The organism is Streptomyces sp. CB02414 (genome assembly GCF_001905385.1).
Classification (GTDB): domain Bacteria; phylum Actinomycetota; class Actinomycetes; order Streptomycetales; family Streptomycetaceae; genus Streptomyces.
Map to the genome: position 1 here is coordinate 25,174 of NZ_LIPF01000018.1, position 19,556 is coordinate 44,729.

Consider the following 19,556-nt stretch of genomic DNA (forward strand, 5'->3'; position numbering starts at 1 on the left):
CGCAGCGAAGTTGCACGGCCGGGCATATCCCCGCCTGGTGTCCCGCCGTTGTGCTGTGCACAAGTCCGCCTTCTCAGAGGAGAACAGCATGCGACCAGCCGCCACCCGGCTGCATATCGACGCCGTGCACAAGGCGTACGGTCGGCGCTCCGTGCTTCGGGGCATCGACTTCACCGTGGCGGCAGGCACGCTCGCCGGAGTGGTGGGGGAGAACGGATCGGGGAAGAGCACACTGCTCCGTATCGCCGTCGGAATGCTGGCACCCGACCGCGGAACGGTCCGGCGCCTCGGCACGATCGGCTACTGCCCGCAAAGGTCGGTGATCAACGACATGCTGACCGTCGCGCAACACCTGCGGCTGTTCCAGGTCGCCCACCGGCTACCGGACCTTCAGTACGCCTGGGAACTGGTGGACCTGCTCGGCTTTGACGCCGAACGACGCACTCGAGCGGGGGAACTCAGCGGCGGGACCCGCCAGAAACTCAACCTGGCCCTGGCGCTCATGCATGACCCACCGCTGCTGGTACTCGACGAGCCCTACCAGGGCTTCGACTGGGACACCCACCAGCGCTTCTGGCACCTGGCCGGACGGCTGCGCAGCCGCGGCCAGGCCGTGGTCGTGGTCTCGCACCTCCTGCACGACCTCCACCATTTCGATACCATCCACCACCTGCGCGAGGGCCGACTGCACGCGGAGGCCGCGACGCGATGAAGCATCACTGGACCGCATTCACCGTCGCTCTCGGCTTCACCCTGACGGGCCACCTGCGAAACCGCCTGGCGATGGGCATGACCGTCTTCTTCATCCCCACCTGGATCTACGTGGTCCGCGCGACCGCCCTGGACAAGAGCATCACCTTCCACACCAGTGCACTCGGCACCGAAGTGACCGCTTCGATGAACCGCACGATCCAGATCTCCAGCGCTCTGCACGCCGTCACCGTCATCGCCGGCTTCATGATGTTCATGGCCACCTTCAGCGCCCGGGACATGGACCAGCGCCTGGTTCTCGCCGGCTACCCCCGCTCCCACCTGCTTGCCGCCAAGCTCGTCGCCCTGCTCCTGATCACCGCAGCCCTGACCTGCTACGCAACTGGCCTGCTGCTCCTGTCCTGGCCGCTGACCCAGCCATGGGCGGTCGCCGCCGCCATGTCAGCGGCGATCCTCGCGTACGGCGGGCTGGGCCTCATGGCCGGCTTCCTGCTGAGAGGCGAACTGGAAGGCTTCTTCGTCGTGGTCATGGCCACGCTGATCGACGTCGGCATGCAAAGCCCCGTCTCCAACCCCGCGGGAAACCAGACCGGCTTGACGGCCCTGCCGCTGTACGGCCCCGCCCAGGCAGCTCTTGCCTCCGCGTTCACCTCCACGCCTTCTCTCCCCTGCTCAGCCCGCGCCCTCACCTGGTTCATCGCCACCAGCGCCCTGGCCGCGGTCGTCTTCCTCCTGCGTACCCGGCACCATCACCGCCCCATGCCCTGCATCGAACCGGCCAGTACCCGCTCGAATGACGAGTGCCGGGCGGGAGCCGTCCCGCTGTCTCAGGAGACACCGCGAAGTCTGGCGAAGGACGGCTAGCGAGCCCGACTCGCCTCGCAGCGAGCGGGACTGCGCGGGCGTAGTTGATCAGCCCGACGGAGCGCATGGCGCTGCGCAGGCGGTGATGGTGTGTGAGGCAAGCAATCGGGTGCTGAGGCTGCCCGGTGGGCGGCCCGGGTCAGGCGGGGCGGGCGGCCCAGACCGTGCGCTCGGTGCGTACGGCGAGGTCCTCGCGGTGCAGCAGGCTGGTCGGGCTGCTGGTGTCCAGGAGCTCGTCGAGTGCGGCGAGGTCCTCCGGGCTGAGAGCAGGGGCGGCGACGCTGCGGATGCGTTGCAGGACGCCGTAGGCGTAGCGGCCGATCGCTTCGCTGCGCGCCCCTTCGATATGGACGGTGAGGGTGCGTTCGTCCTCGACGGTGAAGCCGGCGGCTGTCAGCATCGGGCCCCAGTCCGCGCCGCGGTGCGGTACGTGCCCGGCATGGAAGCTGCCGGTCGCGGCGTGGGCTCGCTCTTCGAGGCCGGGCCGGTTCTCCGGGGCGTGGGCGGGCAGGAAGCGGGGGACGCCTGCGAGCTCGACGACGGCGAAGAGGGCGCCAGGGGCGAGTAGTCCGCGGACGTTGCGCAGTGCGCTGTGGGGATGGGCCATGTGGTGCATGGAGGCCGAGGCCCACACCAGGTCCGGCCTGCCGAGGTCGGGCCAGTCGTCGTTGTCGAGGTCGGCTTGCACGGTCCGTACCCGTCCCTGGACACCGCGGGCGCACGCCTTCTCGCGCAGGAGCTGGAGGTGCTCGGCCGAGGTGTCGACGGCGGTGATGTGCGCGTCCGGGAATCGCTCGAGGAGCGCGAAGGTTCCCGCGCCGGTCCCGCAGCCCAGGTCCACTATCTGCCGCGGCTGCTCCTTCAGCGGCAGCCAGGCGGTAATGGACGCTGTGTGCTCGGCGAGCACCTCGGCGTCCAGGTCGAGGATCTCCGCCTGACCGCTGTCGCTGTGCTCGTGGCGGCCGTCATGACCATGGTCGGGCTGGTGACCGCTGTTGCCGTGGCGGGTGTGCTGATGCGTGTGGTGCATGGCTCCACCGTAGACCCGCCATGCGCGGTCAGCACGCTCGCTTGCGTAATACGCAAGAAGGTGGCTTGGTGTACTGCCCGCGACGCAACATCGCCCACCGTGCGAGAGGTCTTCAGCTCGACTGCGACCCACTATGCGCAGAAGCCCTGGGTGCCTCCGCTGTCGGTTGCGGAGGCGTCGGAGCCGGCGTCCTTCTGGTGGCCGCGGCGGGCGTCGCGGTCGAAGATGCCCATGATCTCGCAGGGGCCGCCCTCGGCGCCGATGGCGTGCGGCATCATGGTGGGGAACTCGGCGGCCTGGTTGGTCTCGACGCGGAAGCGCCGGCCGCCCAGCATGAGGATGGCGGTACCGGACAGCACCACCACCCATTCGTGGCCGGGGTGAGCGCGCATGCGGGCAGGGTTGTCGGGCGGCGGGTCGGTCATCCGCTGACGCATCACGCTCATGCCGGGGTCGCCCTTCATGGGCCAGCGCATCACCCCGTGGGCGCCGTCGATCATCGGGCTGATGACGACGTCGTCGGCGGCGTTCTCCACGAGCTGGTCCAAGGTGGTGTCCAGGGCGCGGGCGAGGGTGACCAACTGGTCCAGGGCGAGGCGGCGCTGACCGTTCTCGATGCGGCTCAGCGAGGACTGGCTGAGGTTGGCCCGGCCCGCCAGTTCCTCCAGCGACCAGCCCTGTGCGACGCGCAGCGCGCGGATCCGTTTGCGTACGAGGCTGTCCAGCTGCCCATCTTCTTGCGTCATAGGCAACATGCTATGCCATACATGCAGCATGCCCTTAGCGTCGAATGCAGATGGCCCAGTACAGGGGGTCAGGTACGACGAAAGGGCGCGACATGTCTGCGCAGACCTCCCAATACGAAAGCGACCCACTGCCCACCGAAATCGTCGACGTCGTGGTGGTCGGCGGCGGCGCAGCGGGCCTGAACGGCGCCCTGATGCTGGCCCGCTCGCGCCGCTCGGTCGTCGTCATCGACAGCGGCGACCCGCGGAACGCACCCGCAACAGCCATGCACGGCTCCATCGTCCTGGACGGTGCCCCTCCGACCGAGATCCTCAGGCGCGGACGCGAACAGGTACGCGAGTACGGCGGTCAGGTCGTCTTCGGGGAGGTGGCCGCAGCCGAACCCGCCGCACCCACGGCCGACGGTGACCTGCGCTTCAGCGTCACTCTGGCCGACGGCCGCACGCTGACGGCGCGCCGGGTGCTGGTAGCCACCGGCCTGCGCGACGTGCTGCCCGAGGTGCCCGGCCTGGCCGAGCACTGGGGCCACAGCGTGGTGCACTGCCCCTACTGCCACGGCTGGGAGGTACGCGACGAGCCCATCGGCATCATCGCCACCGGTCCTGCCTCCATCCACCACGCCTGGCTGTTTCGTCAGTTGACGGATGACCTCGTCTACTTCACCCGCGGCACCGATCTGAACCCGGAGACTCGTGCCCGCTTCGCCGCCCGGAACATCCGCATCATCGAAACCGACGTCAGGGAGATCGTCAATGACGACGGCGGAGCCCTCGCGGGCGTCCGCCTGACCGACGACACCTTCGTCGAACGGCGGGTCCTGGCCGTCGCCACCCGGATGCAGGCCCGTACCGAGGGCCTGGACGGGCTGAAGCTGCCCATGGAGGACCTGCCCGACAACATGGGCCGCCGCCTCGCCTCCGACATCGCCGGCACCACCGGGATCCCGGGCGTGTGGGTGGCCGGCAACGCCACCGACCTCGCCGCGCAGGTCGGCGCCTCCGCTGCGGCCGGTGCCCTGGCCGGCTCCCACATGAACGCGATGCTGGCCACCGCGGACACCGACGCCGCGCTCGCCGTCGCGCAGAGGACCACCGGCTGACGCAAGTCGCTGCCGGACTTCCGCGCGGCCGCCACTCAGCGGTCCGCGCGCTGAGCATCTCCCGTCTCACCGACCTGGCGCCCGGCCCTGTACCGGCGCTGGTTCCGCCTGCCCTTACGGAAGGAAACCATGAACACCAATCAGCCCCCTCAAGCGGCGACCGCGCCGGAAGACGGCGGGGGCGCGCTGGGCGCGCGTCAGCTGCGCGCGATCCTGGTCACCGTCTCCATCGCTCTGATGGCCGTCATCGCCTCCGTGACCGGGCTGAATGTCGCCCAGACCCACATGGCCGTCGAGTTCGGCGCCTCACAGAACACCGTCCTGTGGATCATCAACGTCTACACTCTCGCCCTGGCCGCGCTCCTGCTGCCGCTCGGCGCCATCGGCGACCGCCTTGGCCGCAAGCCCATGCTGATCACCGGCCTGGTCGTCTTCGGCGCCGCCAGCGTCGTCGCGGGACTCGCTCCGTCGGCCGGGGTGATGATCGTCGCGCGGGTGGCCGCGGGTATCAGCGCCGCGATCATCATGCCGATCACCCTCGCCGTCATCACCTCTACCTTCCCCGAGAAGGAGCGCGGCAAGGCGATCGGTGTCTGGACCGGCGTCGCCGGAGGCGGCGGCATCCTCGGCATGTTCCTCTCCGCACTGCTGGTCGACGTCGCCGACTGGCGCTGGCTGTTCGTGCTGCCCGTCGTCCTGGCCGTCGTCGCGCTGGCGATGACACTGAAGTCGGTGCCCAACTCCCGCGAACACTCCGCCCACTCCTTCGACACCATCGGTGCCCTGGTCTCCACCATCGCAGTGACCGGTCTCATCTTCATCCTCCAGGAAGGCCCCGAGCGCGGCTGGACCGCCCCGGTCACCCTGGTCGGCCTGACCGTCGGCGTCGTCGCCGCCATAGCCTTCGTCGCCTGGGAACTGCACCGCCGCGACGCCTCGTTGCTCGACGTGCGCCTGTTCCGCGAGCGCGGTTTGGCCGGCGGCTCGATCACCCTGCTGGTCGTCTTCGGCGTCCAGGCCGGCATCAACGTCGTCCTCTTCCCGTTCTTCCAGGCCGTACTCGGCTGGTCCGGGCTGCTGTCCACCGTGGCGATGATGCCGATGGCCGTCATGATGATGATGGCCTCGGGCCTGGCTCCCAAGATGGCCGCCCGGATCGGCGCCCGCGCCACCATGACGGTGGGCGTCGCCCTGGCCACCCTCGGCCTGGCACTGATGGCGTTGTTCGTCTCCGTCGACGGTGGCTACCTGTCGATCCTGGCCGGCTTGCTCGCCATGGGCATCGGCATGGGTCTGTCGATGACACCTTCCACCGAGGCGATCACCAGCTCCCTGCCCCGCGCCAAACAGGGGGTCGCCTCCGCGCTCAACGACGTCACCCGCGAGTTCGGCACCGCCCTCGGTATCGCGATGCTCGGCGCGCTCCTGGCCAACGGCTACCGCAGCGCCATCGACGGCAAGCTCGACGGCATCCCCGACGAGGCCGCGGACACCGCACGCGAAGGCATCGCCAACGCCGTCGAGGTCGCGCCCGCGGCCGGAAGCCACACGCAGGACCTCATCCATGCCGCGCAGCAGTCGTTCGTCGACGGCTGGCAGCAGTCCATGTGGGTCGGCGCCGCCGTCATGGCCGTGCCGCTCGGCTACGTCGCCCTGCGCGGCCCGAACAGCACCGCACCACTCCCGCCGGACCCCGAGCCGGTACCCGGGCCGGGGGCCGGGGACAGGATTGCCGCTCGCTGACCTCGCAGGAGCCCCGTGCGGACGGACCACGACGCCGTCCGCACGTCAGCCGGCGGTCGGGCGCACCGCGACCTTGCTGTGTGCCCGACCGGTGCTGAGCGGGGACGGCCGCCATGGTGCCCGCCGTGGCCTTGAGGGAGCCGGCCTGTTCCACGCAGTGCTCGTGCCCTCAACCGTCGAGTTGGCCGGGGCGGACCAACCCGTATTCATAGGCCGTCACCACGACCTGTGACCTGTCGCGCGCGCCGTGAGACACGCCAAGAAAGCAGCGACAAACATCGTGCGACTCGCAGGCGATGCGCAGCCGTTCCTGCGTGGCCCGCAGCCCGCCAGGCAGACGCCGAAGCAGCCACCAGTACACCGTCCCGCGGCAGTTCCTGACGTGCATCGACCCAGGTCGACAGTCGAGCGCTCGGTCGAGGAGCGGAATGACCTCGGCGACCTCGATTCCGCGGACTCCGCCTGCCGGTTCATGGCTGCCAACGCCGAGTTGTCGGTCCTCTCGGTCGACTACCGCCTCGCTCCGGAGAATCCCTTCCCCGCAGGCGTCGAGGACGCCGTGGCGGCCTTCCGCTACGCCGTCGACAACGCGGCCCTCCTGGACGTGGACCCGAGCGCGATCGGCGTCGGCGGCGAGAGCGCCGGCGGCAACCTCGCCGCGGTGGTCTCGCAGATCACGCACACCGAGGAGGGCCCCGCGCCGGCGTTCCAGCTCATGTTCTTCCCGGTGACGGGCACCTTCCTGCCGGAGTCGAGGATCGCGCGTCGCCTGCTCACGGAGCGGGTCGCCGCGGCGAACCCTCCCGAGTGACCGGCCCGGTGAACAGGACGCGGCGGAGCCCGGCGACGGAGACGAGGCCCGCCCGGCGGTGTCGCGCCGGGCAGGCGGTTGAGGTGCGGTGGCTGCCGACCGGGTGCTCAGCCCGTCCCCGTACCGGACGACGATGGTGACGGCAGCGCCGCGTATTGACGCCCGTCCGGCGCGCGGCGACCATTCTGAGAGCGCTCTCTGACGTGAACATGATCAGGAGGCATGCGATGTTTCTTTCTCGACGACGGCTTGTCGGCCTCGTACCGCTCGGTCTCGCCGGAGCGCTCGTCGTAGGGCAGGCGATGGCCCCTGCCGGTCCCGCGCACGCGGCGACCGCGGCCGCGGACGGCCTGTCCTCCGCCGGCGGCAACACCGGTCTGGGAGGCGCCGACCCGAGCGTCATCAAGGTCGGGGGCCTGTACGTCAGCGCCAAGTCCGTGGACGGCGGCATCGCCGTACGGTCGGCCACGACCCTGGAGGGCGTCGCCAAGGCCCCCAAGCGGCAGGTGTGGCGTGACACGGGTGGGCTCGGCGAGGTCTGGGCGCCGGAGATCGTGCACCACGACGGCCAGTACCGCATCTACTTCGCCGCGGGCCGCGGCGCCGCCCACCGGATGTACCACATCGGCTCGCCCCATCCGGACACCGGCTACTCCGCCGCCGTCAAGGTGGCGCTGCCCGGGGACAAGTGGGCGATCGACGGGGTGCCTTTCACCTTCGGCGGCCAGCGCTGGTTCGTGTGGTCCGGCTGGTCCGGGGACACCAACGTCGAACAGAACCTGTACATAGCGCGGATGAGCGGTCCGACCGCGACCACGGGCGGCCGCCACATCATCTCGCAGCCCCGTGAACCGTGGGAGCGGGTGGTCGGCAACCCCTACATCAACGAGGCGCCGCAGCCGGTCGTGGACCCGAGCGGCCGTCTGCACGTCGTCTACTCCGCCAACGGCAGCTGGAGCAGCAAGTACTGCATCGCCGACCTGCGTCTGCGGGCGGGCGGCGACCCGACGTACGTGTGGGACTGGTACAAGAGCAACGGTTGCCTGTTCGGGTCGCACGCGCCGTCGATGATGGCGGGGTGGCACACCACGGTGAACGTCGATGGTCCGGGGCACCACACGTTCGTCCTGCCGCGAGGTGACGTCGGTGCCGCCCCTCCCTCGGGCAACCGGTTCCCGACCATGTTCCACGCGGTCGAGAAGGGGACCCCGTACTCGTGGTCCAACCGCCACTGGTACACGGGTACCGCCGTCTGGTGGGGCAACACGACCTACCGCCGGGCCAACGTGCCCGGCGCCAACACCGACGTGGGTTTCGGTCTGAAGTTCTTCGAGTGACCGCGGCGCAGGCCCGGCCGGGCGAGCGGCGTGGGGACGTGACGCGTCCGAGGGGCGGGTCCGCGCGCCCACGCCGTCTTTGTCACCCGGCCGTGCGACGTGACGCGGCTCAGCCGAAGTCGTCGGGGGACCTGACGCGGTCGCGGATCCAGACGCCGGCCGGCTTCAGGGACGAGGTGCCCGCCCAGGGGCCGTTGCTGTCGCAGGTCCCCGTCCTGAAGACGGCCCCGGAACGGTGGTCGTCGGAGAAGTTCCAGTTGACCCAGCTGATCTTCTCGCTCGCCATGAGGTCGAGGTAGCGCTGGGACATCGCGAAGTCGTTGCTCCCTTCTCCGGCGTAGTTCTGGGTGCCGAACTCGGTGACGAAGACCGGGAGGGCGTCGGCGGCCCGGGCGAGCGTCGCCAGGTACTCCTCGCGGTGCGAGTCCGCGTAGAAGTGGAAGGTGTACATGATGTTGCCGGCCCTGACGGGGTTGCGCACCACTTCGGACTCGTCGGCGCCCTCGGAGACGCCGAACGACGACCAGGCGCGGGTGCCGACCAGCACGGGCGCGTTCGAGTCGATCGCGCGGATGGTCGGGATGAGCTGTTCCGCGTAGCTCTTGATGCGCGACCAGCTCACTCCGCTGGGCTCGTTCGCGATCTCGTAGATGATGTTGTTCTTGTCCTTGTTCCGCCTGGCGATCTCGGAGAAGAACTGCCGGGCCTTGCCCAGGTTGGCGTGAGGATCGCCCGGCGTGAGCATGTGCCAGTCGACGATCACGTACATGCCCCTGGCGGTCGCCTGCTGGATCAGCGAGTCCGCGAGGTCGGTGAAGTGCCGCGGGTTCGTCTCGTAGCCGCCCTCCTGCGCGTAGGTCGAGACGCGCAGGACGTCGGCCTTCCAGTCGTGGGCCAGGGCGTCGAGGGACCCGCTGGTCAGACAGTGCGGATACCACTGGGTTCCGTGGGTGCTCATGCCCCGCAGCTGGACCTGTTCGCCGTGGCTGTTGCAGAGCTTCTTGCCGCAGACCGCCAGCTGGCCGTTGAGGCCCACCGGTGTACCGGCGGCCCGGTCGGTTCCCGACGGCGCCGCAGCCGAGGCCGGGACCGCGCCCGCGCACAGGAGGAGGGCACTGCCGAACGTGGCGAGTGCGCTGGTGAGCCGCAGCCGCTTGCGTCGCTTACTCATGTGGACCCCGATCAGTAGTGTGCCGAGATCTGATAGGAAACTTTCCTAACAAGAAGGGAAGCCTAGAGGCGGTCCACTTGGCAAGGGTGCTGACGGCATCCACCGCGCGACGTGTGCACAGGCACGGTGCGCCCGGCGAGCCCGGCGCTGTCGCTGGCGTCCCGTCGGTCGGCCCGGCCCGGGGCGACCGAGCACCCCCGATAGCATGCGCCCATGGCTGAGCGACCGACCATCCGCACCCGCATTCGCCTCGGTGCCGAGCAGGGCCTGCGGGCCCGCAGGCGGCGCGAGCTGATGCAGCACGTTCAGGACGTCGCGCTCGAGTTGTTCGACGCGCACGGATACGACTCGGTGACCATCGAGCGCATCGCCGAGGCCGCCGACGTGTCGGCCAGCACGGTCTACCGCCACTTCGGGACCAAGGAGCACCTGGTCCTCCACGACGAGTACCACCCGGCCATCGCTCTGCTGGTCGAGCAGTCCCCGGACGACGAGCCGCCTCTGCATACGTGGAACCGGGCGGTCACCACTGGCCTGGGCAGCCTGACAGAGGGGCAACTGACGAACCTGCGGCGCCGTCTGGGGTACGCCTTCACCGTGCCCGCGGTGCACAGCGCGATGCTGGCGAGCATCGACGGAGCTCCGCTCCACCCCACCTCGGCCGGGTCCCGCGCTTTCGGTGAGGCCGTGGCCGCCGCGGCGACCGCCGGCTGACGCAGGGGAGACGGCGCCCTGGCCACTACCGTCCCGACGGCGCGGGCACAGTCGCCGCGGCCTGACGACCAGCCGGCACGTATCAGCCGGACGGCACTGTCGACGGAAAACGCGGCCGCCCGGGATGCCGAACCGGCCGTGGGTGACGGGCCGGACGGATGCACGTGGGGGAGCCGACCCGTGGTCTGCGGCACGACTCGACGCCAACGACGAGAAGTTCCCGGGCGACTCCGCTCGCTCGTACCGCACGAGCGAGCCCGTGCCGCGTCGTGACCGAGCCGAATGGCTGGGCCGGGCACTGTCCCGGGCAGGAGAGGGCCGTCGGCCACCCGTGCGCCAGAACCGCGGGTCCGTGTCGGGCCGTTCACCGCGCGTGCTCCGCTGCCTTCGGGGCACGAGGAGGTTCACGGACAACAGCCCCGACGCCCCAGAACCTGGAGCAACGACATGGTCATCGCAGGCATCATCGTCTTCTGCGTCGTACTGGCGGTACTCGCGTTCCTGCTGCCCAGGCTGTCGCGGGGAGCCCAGAGCGGCGCGCAGCGCACCATGGGCGTCGGTTCCCGGGCCGGTTCGAAGGCGCCCGGACCTCTGGGCAGGCTGTTCAGCAAGCCCTTCCGTTCCAGTTCGCGCGCCCTCGGGCGCAGCGGATCCGCAGGGCGTCGGGCCAGGGGACGCATGCCCTTCTGAGACCCGGCGCCGGAGCCGGCGGTGCGGCGCCGGGCGTACGGGCCGTGAAGGTCACGCGCACGCGAACCCGCCGCCTGCCGTGGTCGCCGGTTCGTGTCAGGTGAGTCGGAGTACTCAGGCCGGGTCGGGTGTGTCCTCGAGGATCACGTGCCGCCCTGCCAGGTCCACGGCGGGCGCGGGCAGTGGAATGCGCACCGGCCGGGCGGCGCCGCCCTCGGCGTGCCGACCCGCACCCAGCCCCGATCCCCAGCCCCACAGCCCGCCTTCGGCGTCTATGGCCAGTCCGGCGAGTCCGACGGCCGAGATCCGGCGAACGGTGGGAAGACCGGTCACGGGAGCCGGCCGCACCGACGAGTGGTCCGACGTGTCACCGTCGCCCAGCGCACCGCTCACCCCTCGCCCCCAGGCCCAGACCTTCCCGCCGCGGTCCAGGGCATAGGCGACGTCGTTCCCGCCCGCGACCTGCACCACGTTCTTCACTCCGGGGATCAGGAGGGGGCGGCCCGTCTGGCCACCGCGTGGTTCGACTCCGAGCAGACCGTGCGCGTTGTTGCCCCACGCGCAGACGTCCCCGTCGGCCGTCACGGCGATCACCGCCGCGCCGGCCGAGGCCACGTCGACCACGCCTCTCAGTTTGCTCACCGTCGTCAGACGGGTGCCGTCGGTGTCGCCGAGCACCTCGGTGACGTTGATTCCCCACCCCTGGACCCGTCCGTCGGAACGCAGGACGAACGCGTTCAGCGGCCCGGGCCCCATCGAGACGACGTCCTTCACCCCGGGTACTGGCTGCGGCACCGGGACACCGTCGTAGCCCTCCCGCTTCCCGGCGTTCACCAGGAACCGGTCGCTTCCCCAGGCCACGAGGGTGCCGTCCCGCCGCACCACGTAGAACGTCTGCCCGCTGTTGTACACCGCGCGGGCGTCGTCGATGCCCCTCACCTGCCGAGGTATGGGCTCGTGGTAGCGCCCGCCCGTGCCGTGCCCGAGTGAGCCGCTGACGTTGGTGCCGTAGGACCACACGGTGCCGTCGGCGCGTACCGCCACCGTGGTGTGACCACCGTCCGCCAGCGAGACGACGTCCGTCCAGCCGGGCACCGGCCCCTGCTGCGGGGCACCGGCCGGGGCACCGAACTGGGGTGCCCAGGCCCAGACGGCACCCGCCGGCACGCGGCGCGGTGACGGGGCGGGTCCGGCCTCGTCCGGACAGCCGGGCGCACCGAGGACGGCGCGGTCCGCCTTGCTGCACGCGGCCGTGCCGACGACCATGGCACCCACGATCAGCAGCCGCAACCAGGAACCGACGGCCATACGACTCTCCCTCCACGCGAAAGGACACCCGGCGCGCTCACCGACGGCCGGAGGCGGGGACTTGCTCCGGCCACCACCGTGCGGCACACCGCCCCTTCGCAGGCAGGGCGCAGCTACTCACCCGGTACTCATTCCGGGCCGGGGAGCGGTGCCCTCGGGCATGAGTACGGACAGGGGCGCCCCGCGGTCACGGAGAGACGGCACTCGGCGTGGCCCCGCGGCCTCCCGGAACGGTGTCCGGCGGAAAAGCGAAACCGCGCCTGTCACTTCCACGCGCTCAGGACTGCCGACTGGAACACCGCACGCCCGAAGTGCGCCGGCACTGCGACCGGATGGCACAGCGACGGAAAGGGCGAGCAGGGCATCGAAGAGAACATCGACGGGATGTATGGGCACACCGTCCGCACCTCGCCCGACGTGCCACCCGCCGTGTGGTCCGCCTGGTCGGCCTGGAGGCGTGGTTGGACGTCCTGGCCCCCGACTTCGACACCGAGACCGGAGTGGACCTTCCGACTGCCACGGACCACCCGGACCGACCGGGCGGGCGGGCCTCGGGCCCGACAGGCGGTGCAGTACGCGTGAGCAGCCACGCACGGTGGTCGGCACGGTCCGGGGCGGCGAGTCCGGCTTGGACCACCGTCCGGACAGCTCCGCGCGGGTCCTTCACTCGATCCGGCGGAACTTCGCGACCGGACGCCCACCGCCTCAGGTGCGGAGGCCTTCGTCCGGGCGGGAGAACAGGGTGCGGGCGTTGTCGTTGAGGTTGGCGAAGCCGTCGACGAGTTGCGCCGCCACGCGCCATGAGGGGCGCCGCGCCTCCAGTACCCAGGTGTGCCAGGCGAGTCCGCTGAACTCCTCACTCACAGCGGCGCCGGGTGCGAGTCGGCGCAGGAAGAAGGACAGCCGCGTCCGGCAGGTCCAGCGACCGTCGGCTCCGCGCACCGGCTCTGACATCTGCTGGAGAGTGTGGCGCTCGTCGAAGAACACGGAGCGTGTCGTCAGGAACTCGCGAAGTCCCTCCGGTCCCTCCCACACGTGTCCGTCCGGGAAACCGGTACGGAAGTCCGTGGTAAGGACTTCGGCCAGCATGACGTCCGCGTCCGCATGCGCCTGGAGGAGGTCGAAGTAGCGTTCGACGGTGTCCCAGACGACGGCTTCGGTAGCGACAGTCATCGCCACTCCTGCCCGGGCTGTGGTTCCTTCTCTCCAGAGTGCGCCCGATTCGCTGGGGCCGCATCGCAGGCGACGACGCGAAGCGCGGCCGAAGCTGAGCGGGTCAGAAGGCCCTGGCCAGAGCCAGGACGACGTTGTGTCCGCCGAAGCCGAACGAGTGGCTGACGGCGATACGGACGTCTTGTCGGCGGGGCTCCTTGGTGACGCAGTCGATGTCGAACCCCGGAGCCGGGGCGTCCAGGTTCGCGACCGGGGGCACCGTGCCGTGCTGAAGGGTGAGCACGGTCAGCGCCGCCTCCACGGCGCCCGCCGCGCCCAGGGTGTGGCCGAGCACGCCCTTGGGTGCGGTGACACTGGGACGGTGCGGCAGCACCCGGGCGATCAGGGCCGACTCGGCGTCGTCGTTGGCCGGTGTGGAGGTGCCGTGGGCGTTGACGTGGTCGACGTCGTGCGGGGCCAGACCCGCGTCCGCCAGGGCGGTGCGCAGGGCTGCCTCCGCGCCCCGGCCGTCCGGGACGGGCGCTGTGGGGTGGTGGGCGTCCGAGGTGCTGCCACAGCCCACCAGCAGGGCACGGACGTGGGCCCCGCGGGTGGCCGCGTCCGCGGTCCTCTCCAGTACGAGGACGCCGGCGCCTTCCGCCATGACGAAGCCGTCACGGTCGGCGGCGAAAGGCCGGGACGCGCCGGTGACCGCGTCGGTGCGCCGGGACAGCGCGCCGGCGCGCCAGAAGCCCGTGGTGGTCAGCGGGGTGACGGCCGCCTCGGCGGCGCCGGCCACCGCGACGTCGCACCGGCCGGCGGCGAGGAGGTCGCGGGCGACGGCGACGGCGGTGGCGCCGGAGGCACAGGCGGTGGCCGGGGCGAGGCCGGGGCCGCGGGCCCCGAGGTCGATGGATACCTCCCCGGCCGCCATGTTCGGGATGATCTGGGGGATGGTGAGCGCGGAGACCATGTCGGGGCCCCGTTCCGCCAGCCGCCTGGCCTGTTCTTCGCGCACCGCGTCCGCTCCCAGCCCGCAGCCGATGACGACGGCGACCCGGTCGCCGTCCCACGTCCGGGCATCGAGGCCGGCGTCGCGCACCGCCTCGCGGGCGGCGAGCACCGCCAGCACGGCGTTGTGCGACATGCGCCAGGCGGCGCGGCCGACGCGCCGGTCCAGGTCGTCGCGGCAGAGCGGGACGCGGCAGGAGAAGTCCACGGGAAGGCCGGCCAGCGCCGGATCGTGCCTGGCCGCGGTGCCCGCACCACGGCGGACCGTGTCCCAGGTGGTGCCGGTGTCCTCCCCGGCCGGGGTGATCAGGCCGAGACCGGTGACGGCGACGGGCTCGGTCACGTGGAGGCCACCGCCCCGGTGCCGGCCGCGCGCAAGGTGTCGAGGTGGTCGACGACCTGCGCGACGGTCGTGCTCCGGGCGGCGTACGCACTGGCGACCTTCACCCCGAAGCGCTCGTGCGCGATGAGCACCAGCTCCGCCAGGGCCAGGGAGTCCAGGCCCAGTTGCTCCAGCGTGAGGTCGGGCTGGATCTCGTCCTCGGGGATGCGGAAGGCGCTGCTCAGGATGGACCGGAAGGTGTCGTAGGTGTCCGGCACGGTGTCTCCTCGGTGTCGTTCGGGGTGGAGAGGGTGAGTTCCGCGATACCGGCGTCGAATCCGACCGGCGGTGCGAAGCCCAGGTCGCGGCGGGCCGCGGTGAGGTCGAAGTAGTGCGGATTCAGCAGCTCCGCGACCAGGAAGCGGCTCAGGGCGTGGGTGCGGGTACTGCGTGCCGCGCGCAGGAGCGTGTCGCCGACCGTGGCCCCGGCGGTGGCGAGCCGGGGCGGGACGGCGCACCAGCGGGCGTCGATACCGGCGGCCCGCAGGAAGTGCCGGGTGATCTCGCGCAGCGGACGCGGGTCGCCCTGGCCGATGAAGTAGGCGCGCCCGCCCGCCGTCTGCGGCGACTGCCGCAGCCTGTCCAGGGCGAGCAGATGGGCGTGGGCGGCGGTACGGACATGGGTGGTGTCGACGAGGTTGCCGCCGTCACCGGGCATCAGCAGGCGGCCGGCCCGTACCGTGCGCGCGAGAGCGGGGGCGAAATGGGGGTCGCCGGGCCCCCAGATGATGTGCGGGCGCAGCGACACGGTGGCCAGCTCCGGGCCGTGGGCCGCCAGCACCAGGGCCTCCGCGCGGGCCTTGGTCGCGGGGTAGGCGGCCAGGTGACGGGGAGCGATGGGAAGGCTCTCCGTGACACCCTCCAGGCCGCCGGGCCGGAAGACGACGCTGGCCGTCGAGGTGTAGAGGAGCGTGCGCACGCCGTGGGCGCGGCACTGCCCGATCACATGGCGGGTGCCGACGACATTGGTGGCCCAGTAGGGCCGCGGAGGGCCGCTGACGCCGGCCAGGGCGGCGTTGTGGATGACGGCGTCGCACCCGGCGACGGCCCGGGAGACAGCGGCGGCATCGGCGAGGTCGCCCAGGTGCTGGTGGACACCCAGTCGTTCCAGCGCGCCGCTGGGGCGGCGGCTGAGGGAGGAGGTGAGGACGCCGCGTGCCCTCAGCTGTCGGCAGATCTCCAGCCCCAGGAAGCCGGTTCCTCCGGTGACCAGTACTTTCATCGAACCCTCCCGCGCAGGCGCTTGGCGGCCCAGCCGGCCAGTCGCATGCGGTCGATCTTGGAGTTGTGCCGGGGGTCGGTGGGGAAGGCGGTACGGATCAGCACGGCGCCGACGCGGTGCCCGTCCGGGTGGCCCTTCAGTACGGTGCGGACGGCCTCCAGGGCGGAGGCGCGGGGGACGGAGGGGACGGGTTCCACGCAGAGCACCGGCAGTTGGCACACGGCCGTGCCGACGCCGACGAGGGCGGTGCGCCGGATGCCGGGGGCGCTGTCCGCCGCGGCTTCGATGTCCTCGGTGGTCAGGGTGAAACCGGCGCCGCTGATCAGGTGGGCCTTACGCCCCTGGAACCACAGTCGGCCCTCGCCGTCGAGCCGGCCCAGGTCCCCGGTGCGATGCAGCACACCATCGTCGGAGTCGCTCTTGGTGAGGGCGTCGGCGTCGGGACGCGCGTGGTAGGCGGGACTGACGGTGGGGCCGGTGACCGCGATCTCGCCGAGCCCGGTGGCGTCGGCGTCCAGGATCCGCGCGCGGATCCTGGGCAGTGGCCGGCCCAGGCAGGTGCCCGACTGCCCGGCGGGCGGCGCGGCGCGCATAGCCCGCAGTTCGTGGTCGCCGATCGCGGACACGGGCAGGCACTCCGTGGCGCCGTACACACTGAGGATCTCCGCGTCGCCCGGCACGGCCCTGCGCAGGGCGTCGGCGAGATCTGTGCGCAGCGGTGCTCCGAAGGAAAGGATCTGCCGGACCGAGGGCAGGGTGACGCCGTACCGGGCGCAGTGACGGGCGATCAGGGTGAGCACGGCGGGGGAGGCCAGGACGATGCTCGCCCGGTGTTCCCGAAGGGGTCCGACGACCTCCTCCGGCGAGGTGCGGGCCGGAGCCAGGTGGTTCACGGCCGGGGCGACGGTGGCCAGGCCCAGCAGCGGGCCGAGGAGCGCGACCGGCAGGAATCCGGCGAGGAGCACGTCGTCGGGCCGGGGAACCATGAGTGTCGACAGGGCGTCGAGCTGCCCGGCCAGGGTGGAGAGACGGTACTCCGCGCCCTTCGGCCGTCCCGTGGAGCCGGACGTGAAGGCGATGAGGGCCGGTGCGTCGCCGTCGGGCTCAGGCACCCGCGGGGGCGGGGTACCGCCGGCCGGCCTCCGGGTGACCAGTCGCCGTCCTACGGGGAGCGGCGCGGAACCGGTGACCAGGGCGGTCCGGACGTGGGGGCGGCCCCATCCCAGCGCCCGGCGCCCCAGGTGGGCCAGCGGCTCCCCGACGAAGACGTCCGGGGTGATGTCCTGAAGGCAGCGGCCCACCTCGGCGCGCGGTTCGATCAGCACGGGTACGGCGCCGAGAAGGACCAGAGCGTACGAGACGGCGGTGAGATCGTGGGCGTCGCGGGTCATCACGACGGCCTTGTGGCCGGGCCGGACTCCCGCGTCGCTCAGGTCCTGGGCGATGCGGCGGCAGTGGCGCACCAACTCGCCGCGACGGGTCGTCCGAGAGGCCCCCTTGCGGCATTCCACGAGAGCGATGGCGTCGGGCCGCTCGGCCAGGCGCCCGGCGATGTCCTCGGCGGTCGTGGTCATGGGGCTCCCTGGAGGAAGTCACGGATGCGGTCGCCCAGTTCGGCCGCGGCGTCCTCCATGACGAAGTGCCCGGCGCAGGGGAAGCGGTGGATGACGGCTTGCGGGTACCGGCGTGCCCACTCCTGAAGCAGGTCCGGCGTGAACACGGGATCGCGCATGCCCCACCCGACGAGCAGGGGCAGGTCCGCCAATCCGGCCCCGGTTCCCGGGGTGTCAAGCAGGTGCCACGCGGAATCCGCGGGGCCGCGGGGGATCGCGCGTACGGCGTCGGTGACCGCCCGGCGCTCCGCACGGCGGACGTAGGGCCGCAGGTAGGCGCGCCGCACGGCCGGGGGCAGCGGGTGGTGGACTCCGGCCCGTACGGCGACGCGGGCGAAGGCGTTGGTGGCGTGGACGAACGCGGCGGCCGGCCGGTGGTCACGGATCCAGCGCAGGTAGAACGGCAGTCGGAAACCGTCGGGGAAGGGGAAGGCCACGGTGTTGCAGACGACCAGCCGGGCCACGACGCCCGGCCTGCGCAGCGCCCAGGCGCATCCGAGCGGGCCGCCCCAGTCGTGCAGGACGAACGTCCAGCCCCGCTCGGGCAGGCCCTCGTTCCGCACCAGATGACGGTGGAGGCTGTCCAGGCCTTCCAGCTGAGCCTCGTAGGGGTCCGGCACCCCGTCCAGCGGCCGCAGGTGCCGGGACAGCCCGAAGCCCGGCAGGTCGGGGGCCAGACAGCGGGCGTGCGGGGCGAGCCGGTGCAGCAGCTTGCGCCAGACGTAGCTCCACGACGGGTTGCCGTGCAGGAACAGCACCGGCCGGCCGGAGCCGAGGTCGAGGTAGTGCTGGCCGGTGACCGGTACCCGCCGCCAGTGCCGGGGCGCGGGGTAGCCCGGCATCAGTCGTTCCAGCGCGGCCGGATCCGGTACCGGGGTGTGCCCGGCTCGTGCGGTCACCACCGGACGAGGGCCAGGCCGAAGCTGAAACCACTGGCCAGACCGATCATCGCCACCAGGTCCCCGCTCTCGATGCGGTCGGTCTCCCGCGCCTTGGTCAGTTGCAGGGGCAGGGAGGCCGCCGCGCAGTTGCCGTGCTCGGCCACCGCGGGCATGCACCGGTTCTCGGGCAGGGAGAAGGTGTCGATCACCTCGCGGTACTGCGGCATGGCGATCTGGTGGAAGGCGATGAAGGAGAAGGCGCCGGCCTGCGCCGCCCGGAGTTCGTCCCCGGCGGTGTCCATGATCCGGGGGAGCACGTCGAGCGCGCTCTGCCGCAGGTCCCCGTTCAGGCGCAGGGTGGTGTGGTCGTCGTGGACGGAGAGGTGGTGCATGCTTCCGCCGCCGGCCACCGTGCAGGCCTCCCAGGCGGGGGAGTTGCTGACGAACCGGAGGGACAGGAGGCCGGGATCGCCGTCGCCCGCGGGGCCGGCGGTGAGCACCATCGCGGCACCGGCGTCGGAGGCCGTGTAACCGGGCAGTGCCCTGAGCAGGTCCTCCCGGTGGGGAAGGTGCCAGCGGGTGGCCAGTGTGGAGGGTTCCCCGCAGGCGATGAGGACCGTGCCGTAGCGGCCGGTCTCGATGAACGAAGCGGCCACCTCCATGCCGTTGAGGAAGCTGTTGCAGGCGTTCTTGACGTCGAACACCGGGCAGGAGGCGCCCAGTTTGGTGGCCACGAGGTGGGCGGTCGCGGGTTCGATCAGGTCCTGCGAGGTCGAGGCGAACAGCAGCAGGTCCACGTTGCCGATCTTCAGGCCGGCCTCGTCGAGCGCGTCGCGGGCGGCCGCTACGGCCAGGTCGGAGGCGTTCTCGCCGTCCTCGTGGACATGGACGCCGCGGACACCGGTGAGATCCTCCAGCAGGCCGGGCGGCGGGGCGTAGCCACCCGTCTCGGTGATCTTGACGCGAGTTTCGTCCAAGGTCCGGTAATGGGACGGAAGATGAGCGGAGACGGCGGCGATACGGGCTCGGATGGCTTCGGGCACCGGGTCACCGTAGCCGGTGCGAAACCG

19 protein-coding genes are annotated in these 19,556 nt (G+C 71.5%); 8 read left to right on the top strand and 11 right to left on the bottom strand.

All coding sequences use genetic code 11. The annotated features are described in order from the left end of the window. The first annotated feature begins 88 nt into the window (after positions 1-88). Together AMK11_RS36285 and AMK11_RS36290 are read left to right on the top strand one after the other, a co-directional pair. Positions 89-712, top strand: a complete 624-nt coding sequence (locus tag AMK11_RS36285; RefSeq protein ID WP_073732400.1) for an ATP-binding cassette domain-containing protein — start codon at positions 89-91, stop codon at positions 710-712. Next, positions 709-1,575 (top strand): hypothetical protein, encoded by an 867-nt coding sequence (locus AMK11_RS36290; protein WP_073732401.1) that lies wholly within the window; start codon positions 709-711, stop codon positions 1,573-1,575. The genes AMK11_RS36285 and AMK11_RS36290 overlap by 4 nt, the downstream gene beginning before the upstream one ends. A 139-nt stretch (positions 1,576-1,714) precedes the next feature. Here AMK11_RS36290 and AMK11_RS36295 read toward each other — a convergent pair whose 3' ends face one another. Then, positions 1,715-2,605: a class I SAM-dependent methyltransferase gene (locus AMK11_RS36295; RefSeq protein WP_073732402.1), complete on the bottom strand. Its 891-nt coding sequence runs from the start codon at positions 2,603-2,605 to the stop codon at positions 1,715-1,717. Between the two features lie 131 nt (positions 2,606-2,736). Beyond that, positions 2,737-3,351: a helix-turn-helix domain-containing protein gene (locus tag AMK11_RS36300; protein WP_198941551.1), complete on the bottom strand. Its 615-nt coding sequence runs from the start codon at positions 3,349-3,351 to the stop codon at positions 2,737-2,739. A gap of 92 nt (positions 3,352-3,443) precedes the next feature. On the opposite strand from AMK11_RS36300, the gene AMK11_RS36305 reads away from it, so the two are divergent. The 4 genes from AMK11_RS36305 to AMK11_RS36320 all read left to right on the top strand — a co-directional run bounded on the left by AMK11_RS36305 (position 3,444) and on the right by AMK11_RS36320 (position 8,342). After that, positions 3,444-4,451 carry an NAD(P)/FAD-dependent oxidoreductase gene (locus AMK11_RS36305; RefSeq protein ID WP_073732404.1) on the top strand — a complete coding sequence of 336 codons (1,008 nt, stop codon included), beginning with the start codon at positions 3,444-3,446 and terminating at the stop codon, positions 4,449-4,451. A gap of 129 nt (positions 4,452-4,580) precedes the next feature. Then, complete coding sequence (locus tag AMK11_RS36310; protein WP_073732405.1) at positions 4,581-6,194, top strand: MFS transporter; 1,614 nt, start codon at positions 4,581-4,583, stop codon at positions 6,192-6,194. A 382-nt stretch (positions 6,195-6,576) separates the two neighbouring features. Beyond that, a complete protein-coding gene (locus AMK11_RS36315; RefSeq protein ID WP_198941552.1) occupies positions 6,577-7,005 on the top strand; it encodes an alpha/beta hydrolase fold domain-containing protein in 429 nt (142 codons plus the stop codon). Between the two features lie 377 nt (positions 7,006-7,382). Beyond that, the gene (locus AMK11_RS36320; RefSeq protein WP_073732439.1) at positions 7,383-8,342 is read left to right on the top strand and encodes a glycoside hydrolase family 43 protein; all 960 of its coding nucleotides are present in this window, start codon (positions 7,383-7,385) and stop codon (positions 8,340-8,342) included. 109 nt (positions 8,343-8,451) lie between these two features. On the opposite strand, the gene AMK11_RS36325 is transcribed toward AMK11_RS36320, so the two are convergent. After that, complete coding sequence (locus AMK11_RS36325; RefSeq protein ID WP_079187928.1) at positions 8,452-9,513, bottom strand: glycoside hydrolase family 5 protein; 1,062 nt, start codon at positions 9,511-9,513, stop codon at positions 8,452-8,454. A gap of 213 nt (positions 9,514-9,726) precedes the next feature. On the opposite strand from AMK11_RS36325, the gene AMK11_RS36330 reads away from it, so the two are divergent. Further along, positions 9,727-10,227, top strand: coding sequence for a TetR/AcrR family transcriptional regulator (locus tag AMK11_RS36330; protein ID WP_073732406.1), 501 nt, complete (start codon positions 9,727-9,729; stop codon positions 10,225-10,227). Between the two features lie 447 nt (positions 10,228-10,674). After that, the gene (locus AMK11_RS36335; RefSeq protein WP_073732407.1) at positions 10,675-10,917 is read left to right on the top strand and encodes a DUF6411 family protein; all 243 of its coding nucleotides are present in this window, start codon (positions 10,675-10,677) and stop codon (positions 10,915-10,917) included. A gap of 114 nt (positions 10,918-11,031) precedes the next feature. Here the strand turns inward: AMK11_RS36335 and AMK11_RS36340 are convergent, their stop codons facing one another. The 8 genes from AMK11_RS36340 to AMK11_RS36380 form a co-directional block, all read right to left on the bottom strand. Beyond that, positions 11,032-12,225: an RCC1 domain-containing protein gene (locus AMK11_RS36340; protein WP_073732408.1), complete on the bottom strand. Its 1,194-nt coding sequence runs from the start codon at positions 12,223-12,225 to the stop codon at positions 11,032-11,034. A gap of 705 nt (positions 12,226-12,930) precedes the next feature. Next, on the bottom strand, positions 12,931-13,398 hold the full coding sequence (locus tag AMK11_RS36350; RefSeq protein ID WP_073732410.1) for a hypothetical protein: 468 nt from the start codon (positions 13,396-13,398) through the stop codon (positions 12,931-12,933). A 103-nt stretch (positions 13,399-13,501) separates the two neighbouring features. Further along, positions 13,502-14,731, bottom strand: coding sequence for a beta-ketoacyl-[acyl-carrier-protein] synthase family protein (locus AMK11_RS36355; RefSeq protein ID WP_073732411.1), 1,230 nt, complete (start codon positions 14,729-14,731; stop codon positions 13,502-13,504). Beyond that, a complete protein-coding gene (locus tag AMK11_RS36360; protein WP_073732412.1) occupies positions 14,728-14,988 on the bottom strand; it encodes an acyl carrier protein in 261 nt (86 codons plus the stop codon). Before AMK11_RS36360 ends, AMK11_RS36355 begins: the two co-directional genes overlap by 4 nt. Continuing rightward, complete coding sequence (locus tag AMK11_RS36365) at positions 14,952-15,992, bottom strand: NAD-dependent epimerase/dehydratase family protein (RefSeq protein WP_073732413.1); 1,041 nt, start codon at positions 15,990-15,992, stop codon at positions 14,952-14,954. The genes AMK11_RS36360 and AMK11_RS36365 overlap by 37 nt, the downstream gene beginning before the upstream one ends. Continuing rightward, positions 15,989-17,566 (bottom strand): AMP-binding protein, encoded by a 1,578-nt coding sequence (locus AMK11_RS36370; protein ID WP_073732414.1) that lies wholly within the window; start codon positions 17,564-17,566, stop codon positions 15,989-15,991. The genes AMK11_RS36365 and AMK11_RS36370 overlap by 4 nt, the downstream gene beginning before the upstream one ends. Next, complete coding sequence (locus AMK11_RS36375; protein ID WP_241847181.1) at positions 17,563-18,504, bottom strand: alpha/beta fold hydrolase; 942 nt, start codon at positions 18,502-18,504, stop codon at positions 17,563-17,565. Before AMK11_RS36375 ends, AMK11_RS36370 begins: the two co-directional genes overlap by 4 nt. Continuing rightward, the gene (locus tag AMK11_RS36380) at positions 18,501-19,463 is read right to left on the bottom strand and encodes a 3-oxoacyl-ACP synthase III family protein (RefSeq protein ID WP_241847182.1); all 963 of its coding nucleotides are present in this window, start codon (positions 19,461-19,463) and stop codon (positions 18,501-18,503) included. Before AMK11_RS36380 ends, AMK11_RS36375 begins: the two co-directional genes overlap by 4 nt. Positions 19,464-19,556 lie beyond the last annotated feature (93 nt).

Excerpts from the sequence above, each read along its gene's own strand:
- AMK11_RS36285 (WP_073732400.1), top strand. The coding sequence starts at position 89 with ATGCGACCAGCCGCCACCCGGCTGCATATCGACGCCGTGCACAAGGCG.
- AMK11_RS36290 (WP_073732401.1), top strand. The coding sequence starts at position 709 with ATGAAGCATCACTGGACCGCATTCACCGTCGCTCTCGGCTTCACCCTG.
- AMK11_RS36295 (WP_073732402.1), bottom strand. The coding sequence starts at position 2,605 with ATGCACCACACGCATCAGCACACCCGCCACGGCAACAGCGGTCACCAG.
- AMK11_RS36300 (WP_198941551.1), bottom strand. The coding sequence starts at position 3,351 with ATGACGCAAGAAGATGGGCAGCTGGACAGCCTCGTACGCAAACGGATC.
- AMK11_RS36305 (WP_073732404.1), top strand. The coding sequence starts at position 3,444 with ATGTCTGCGCAGACCTCCCAATACGAAAGCGACCCACTGCCCACCGAA.
- AMK11_RS36310 (WP_073732405.1), top strand. The coding sequence starts at position 4,581 with ATGAACACCAATCAGCCCCCTCAAGCGGCGACCGCGCCGGAAGACGGC.
- AMK11_RS36325 (WP_079187928.1), bottom strand. The coding sequence starts at position 9,513 with ATGAGTAAGCGACGCAAGCGGCTGCGGCTCACCAGCGCACTCGCCACG.
- AMK11_RS36330 (WP_073732406.1), top strand. The coding sequence starts at position 9,727 with ATGGCTGAGCGACCGACCATCCGCACCCGCATTCGCCTCGGTGCCGAG.
- AMK11_RS36335 (WP_073732407.1), top strand. The coding sequence starts at position 10,675 with ATGGTCATCGCAGGCATCATCGTCTTCTGCGTCGTACTGGCGGTACTC.
- AMK11_RS36340 (WP_073732408.1), bottom strand. The coding sequence starts at position 12,225 with ATGGCCGTCGGTTCCTGGTTGCGGCTGCTGATCGTGGGTGCCATGGTC.
- AMK11_RS36350 (WP_073732410.1), bottom strand. The coding sequence starts at position 13,398 with ATGACTGTCGCTACCGAAGCCGTCGTCTGGGACACCGTCGAACGCTAC.
- AMK11_RS36365 (WP_073732413.1), bottom strand. The coding sequence starts at position 15,992 with ATGAAAGTACTGGTCACCGGAGGAACCGGCTTCCTGGGGCTGGAGATC.
- AMK11_RS36370 (WP_073732414.1), bottom strand. The coding sequence starts at position 17,566 with ATGACCACGACCGCCGAGGACATCGCCGGGCGCCTGGCCGAGCGGCCC.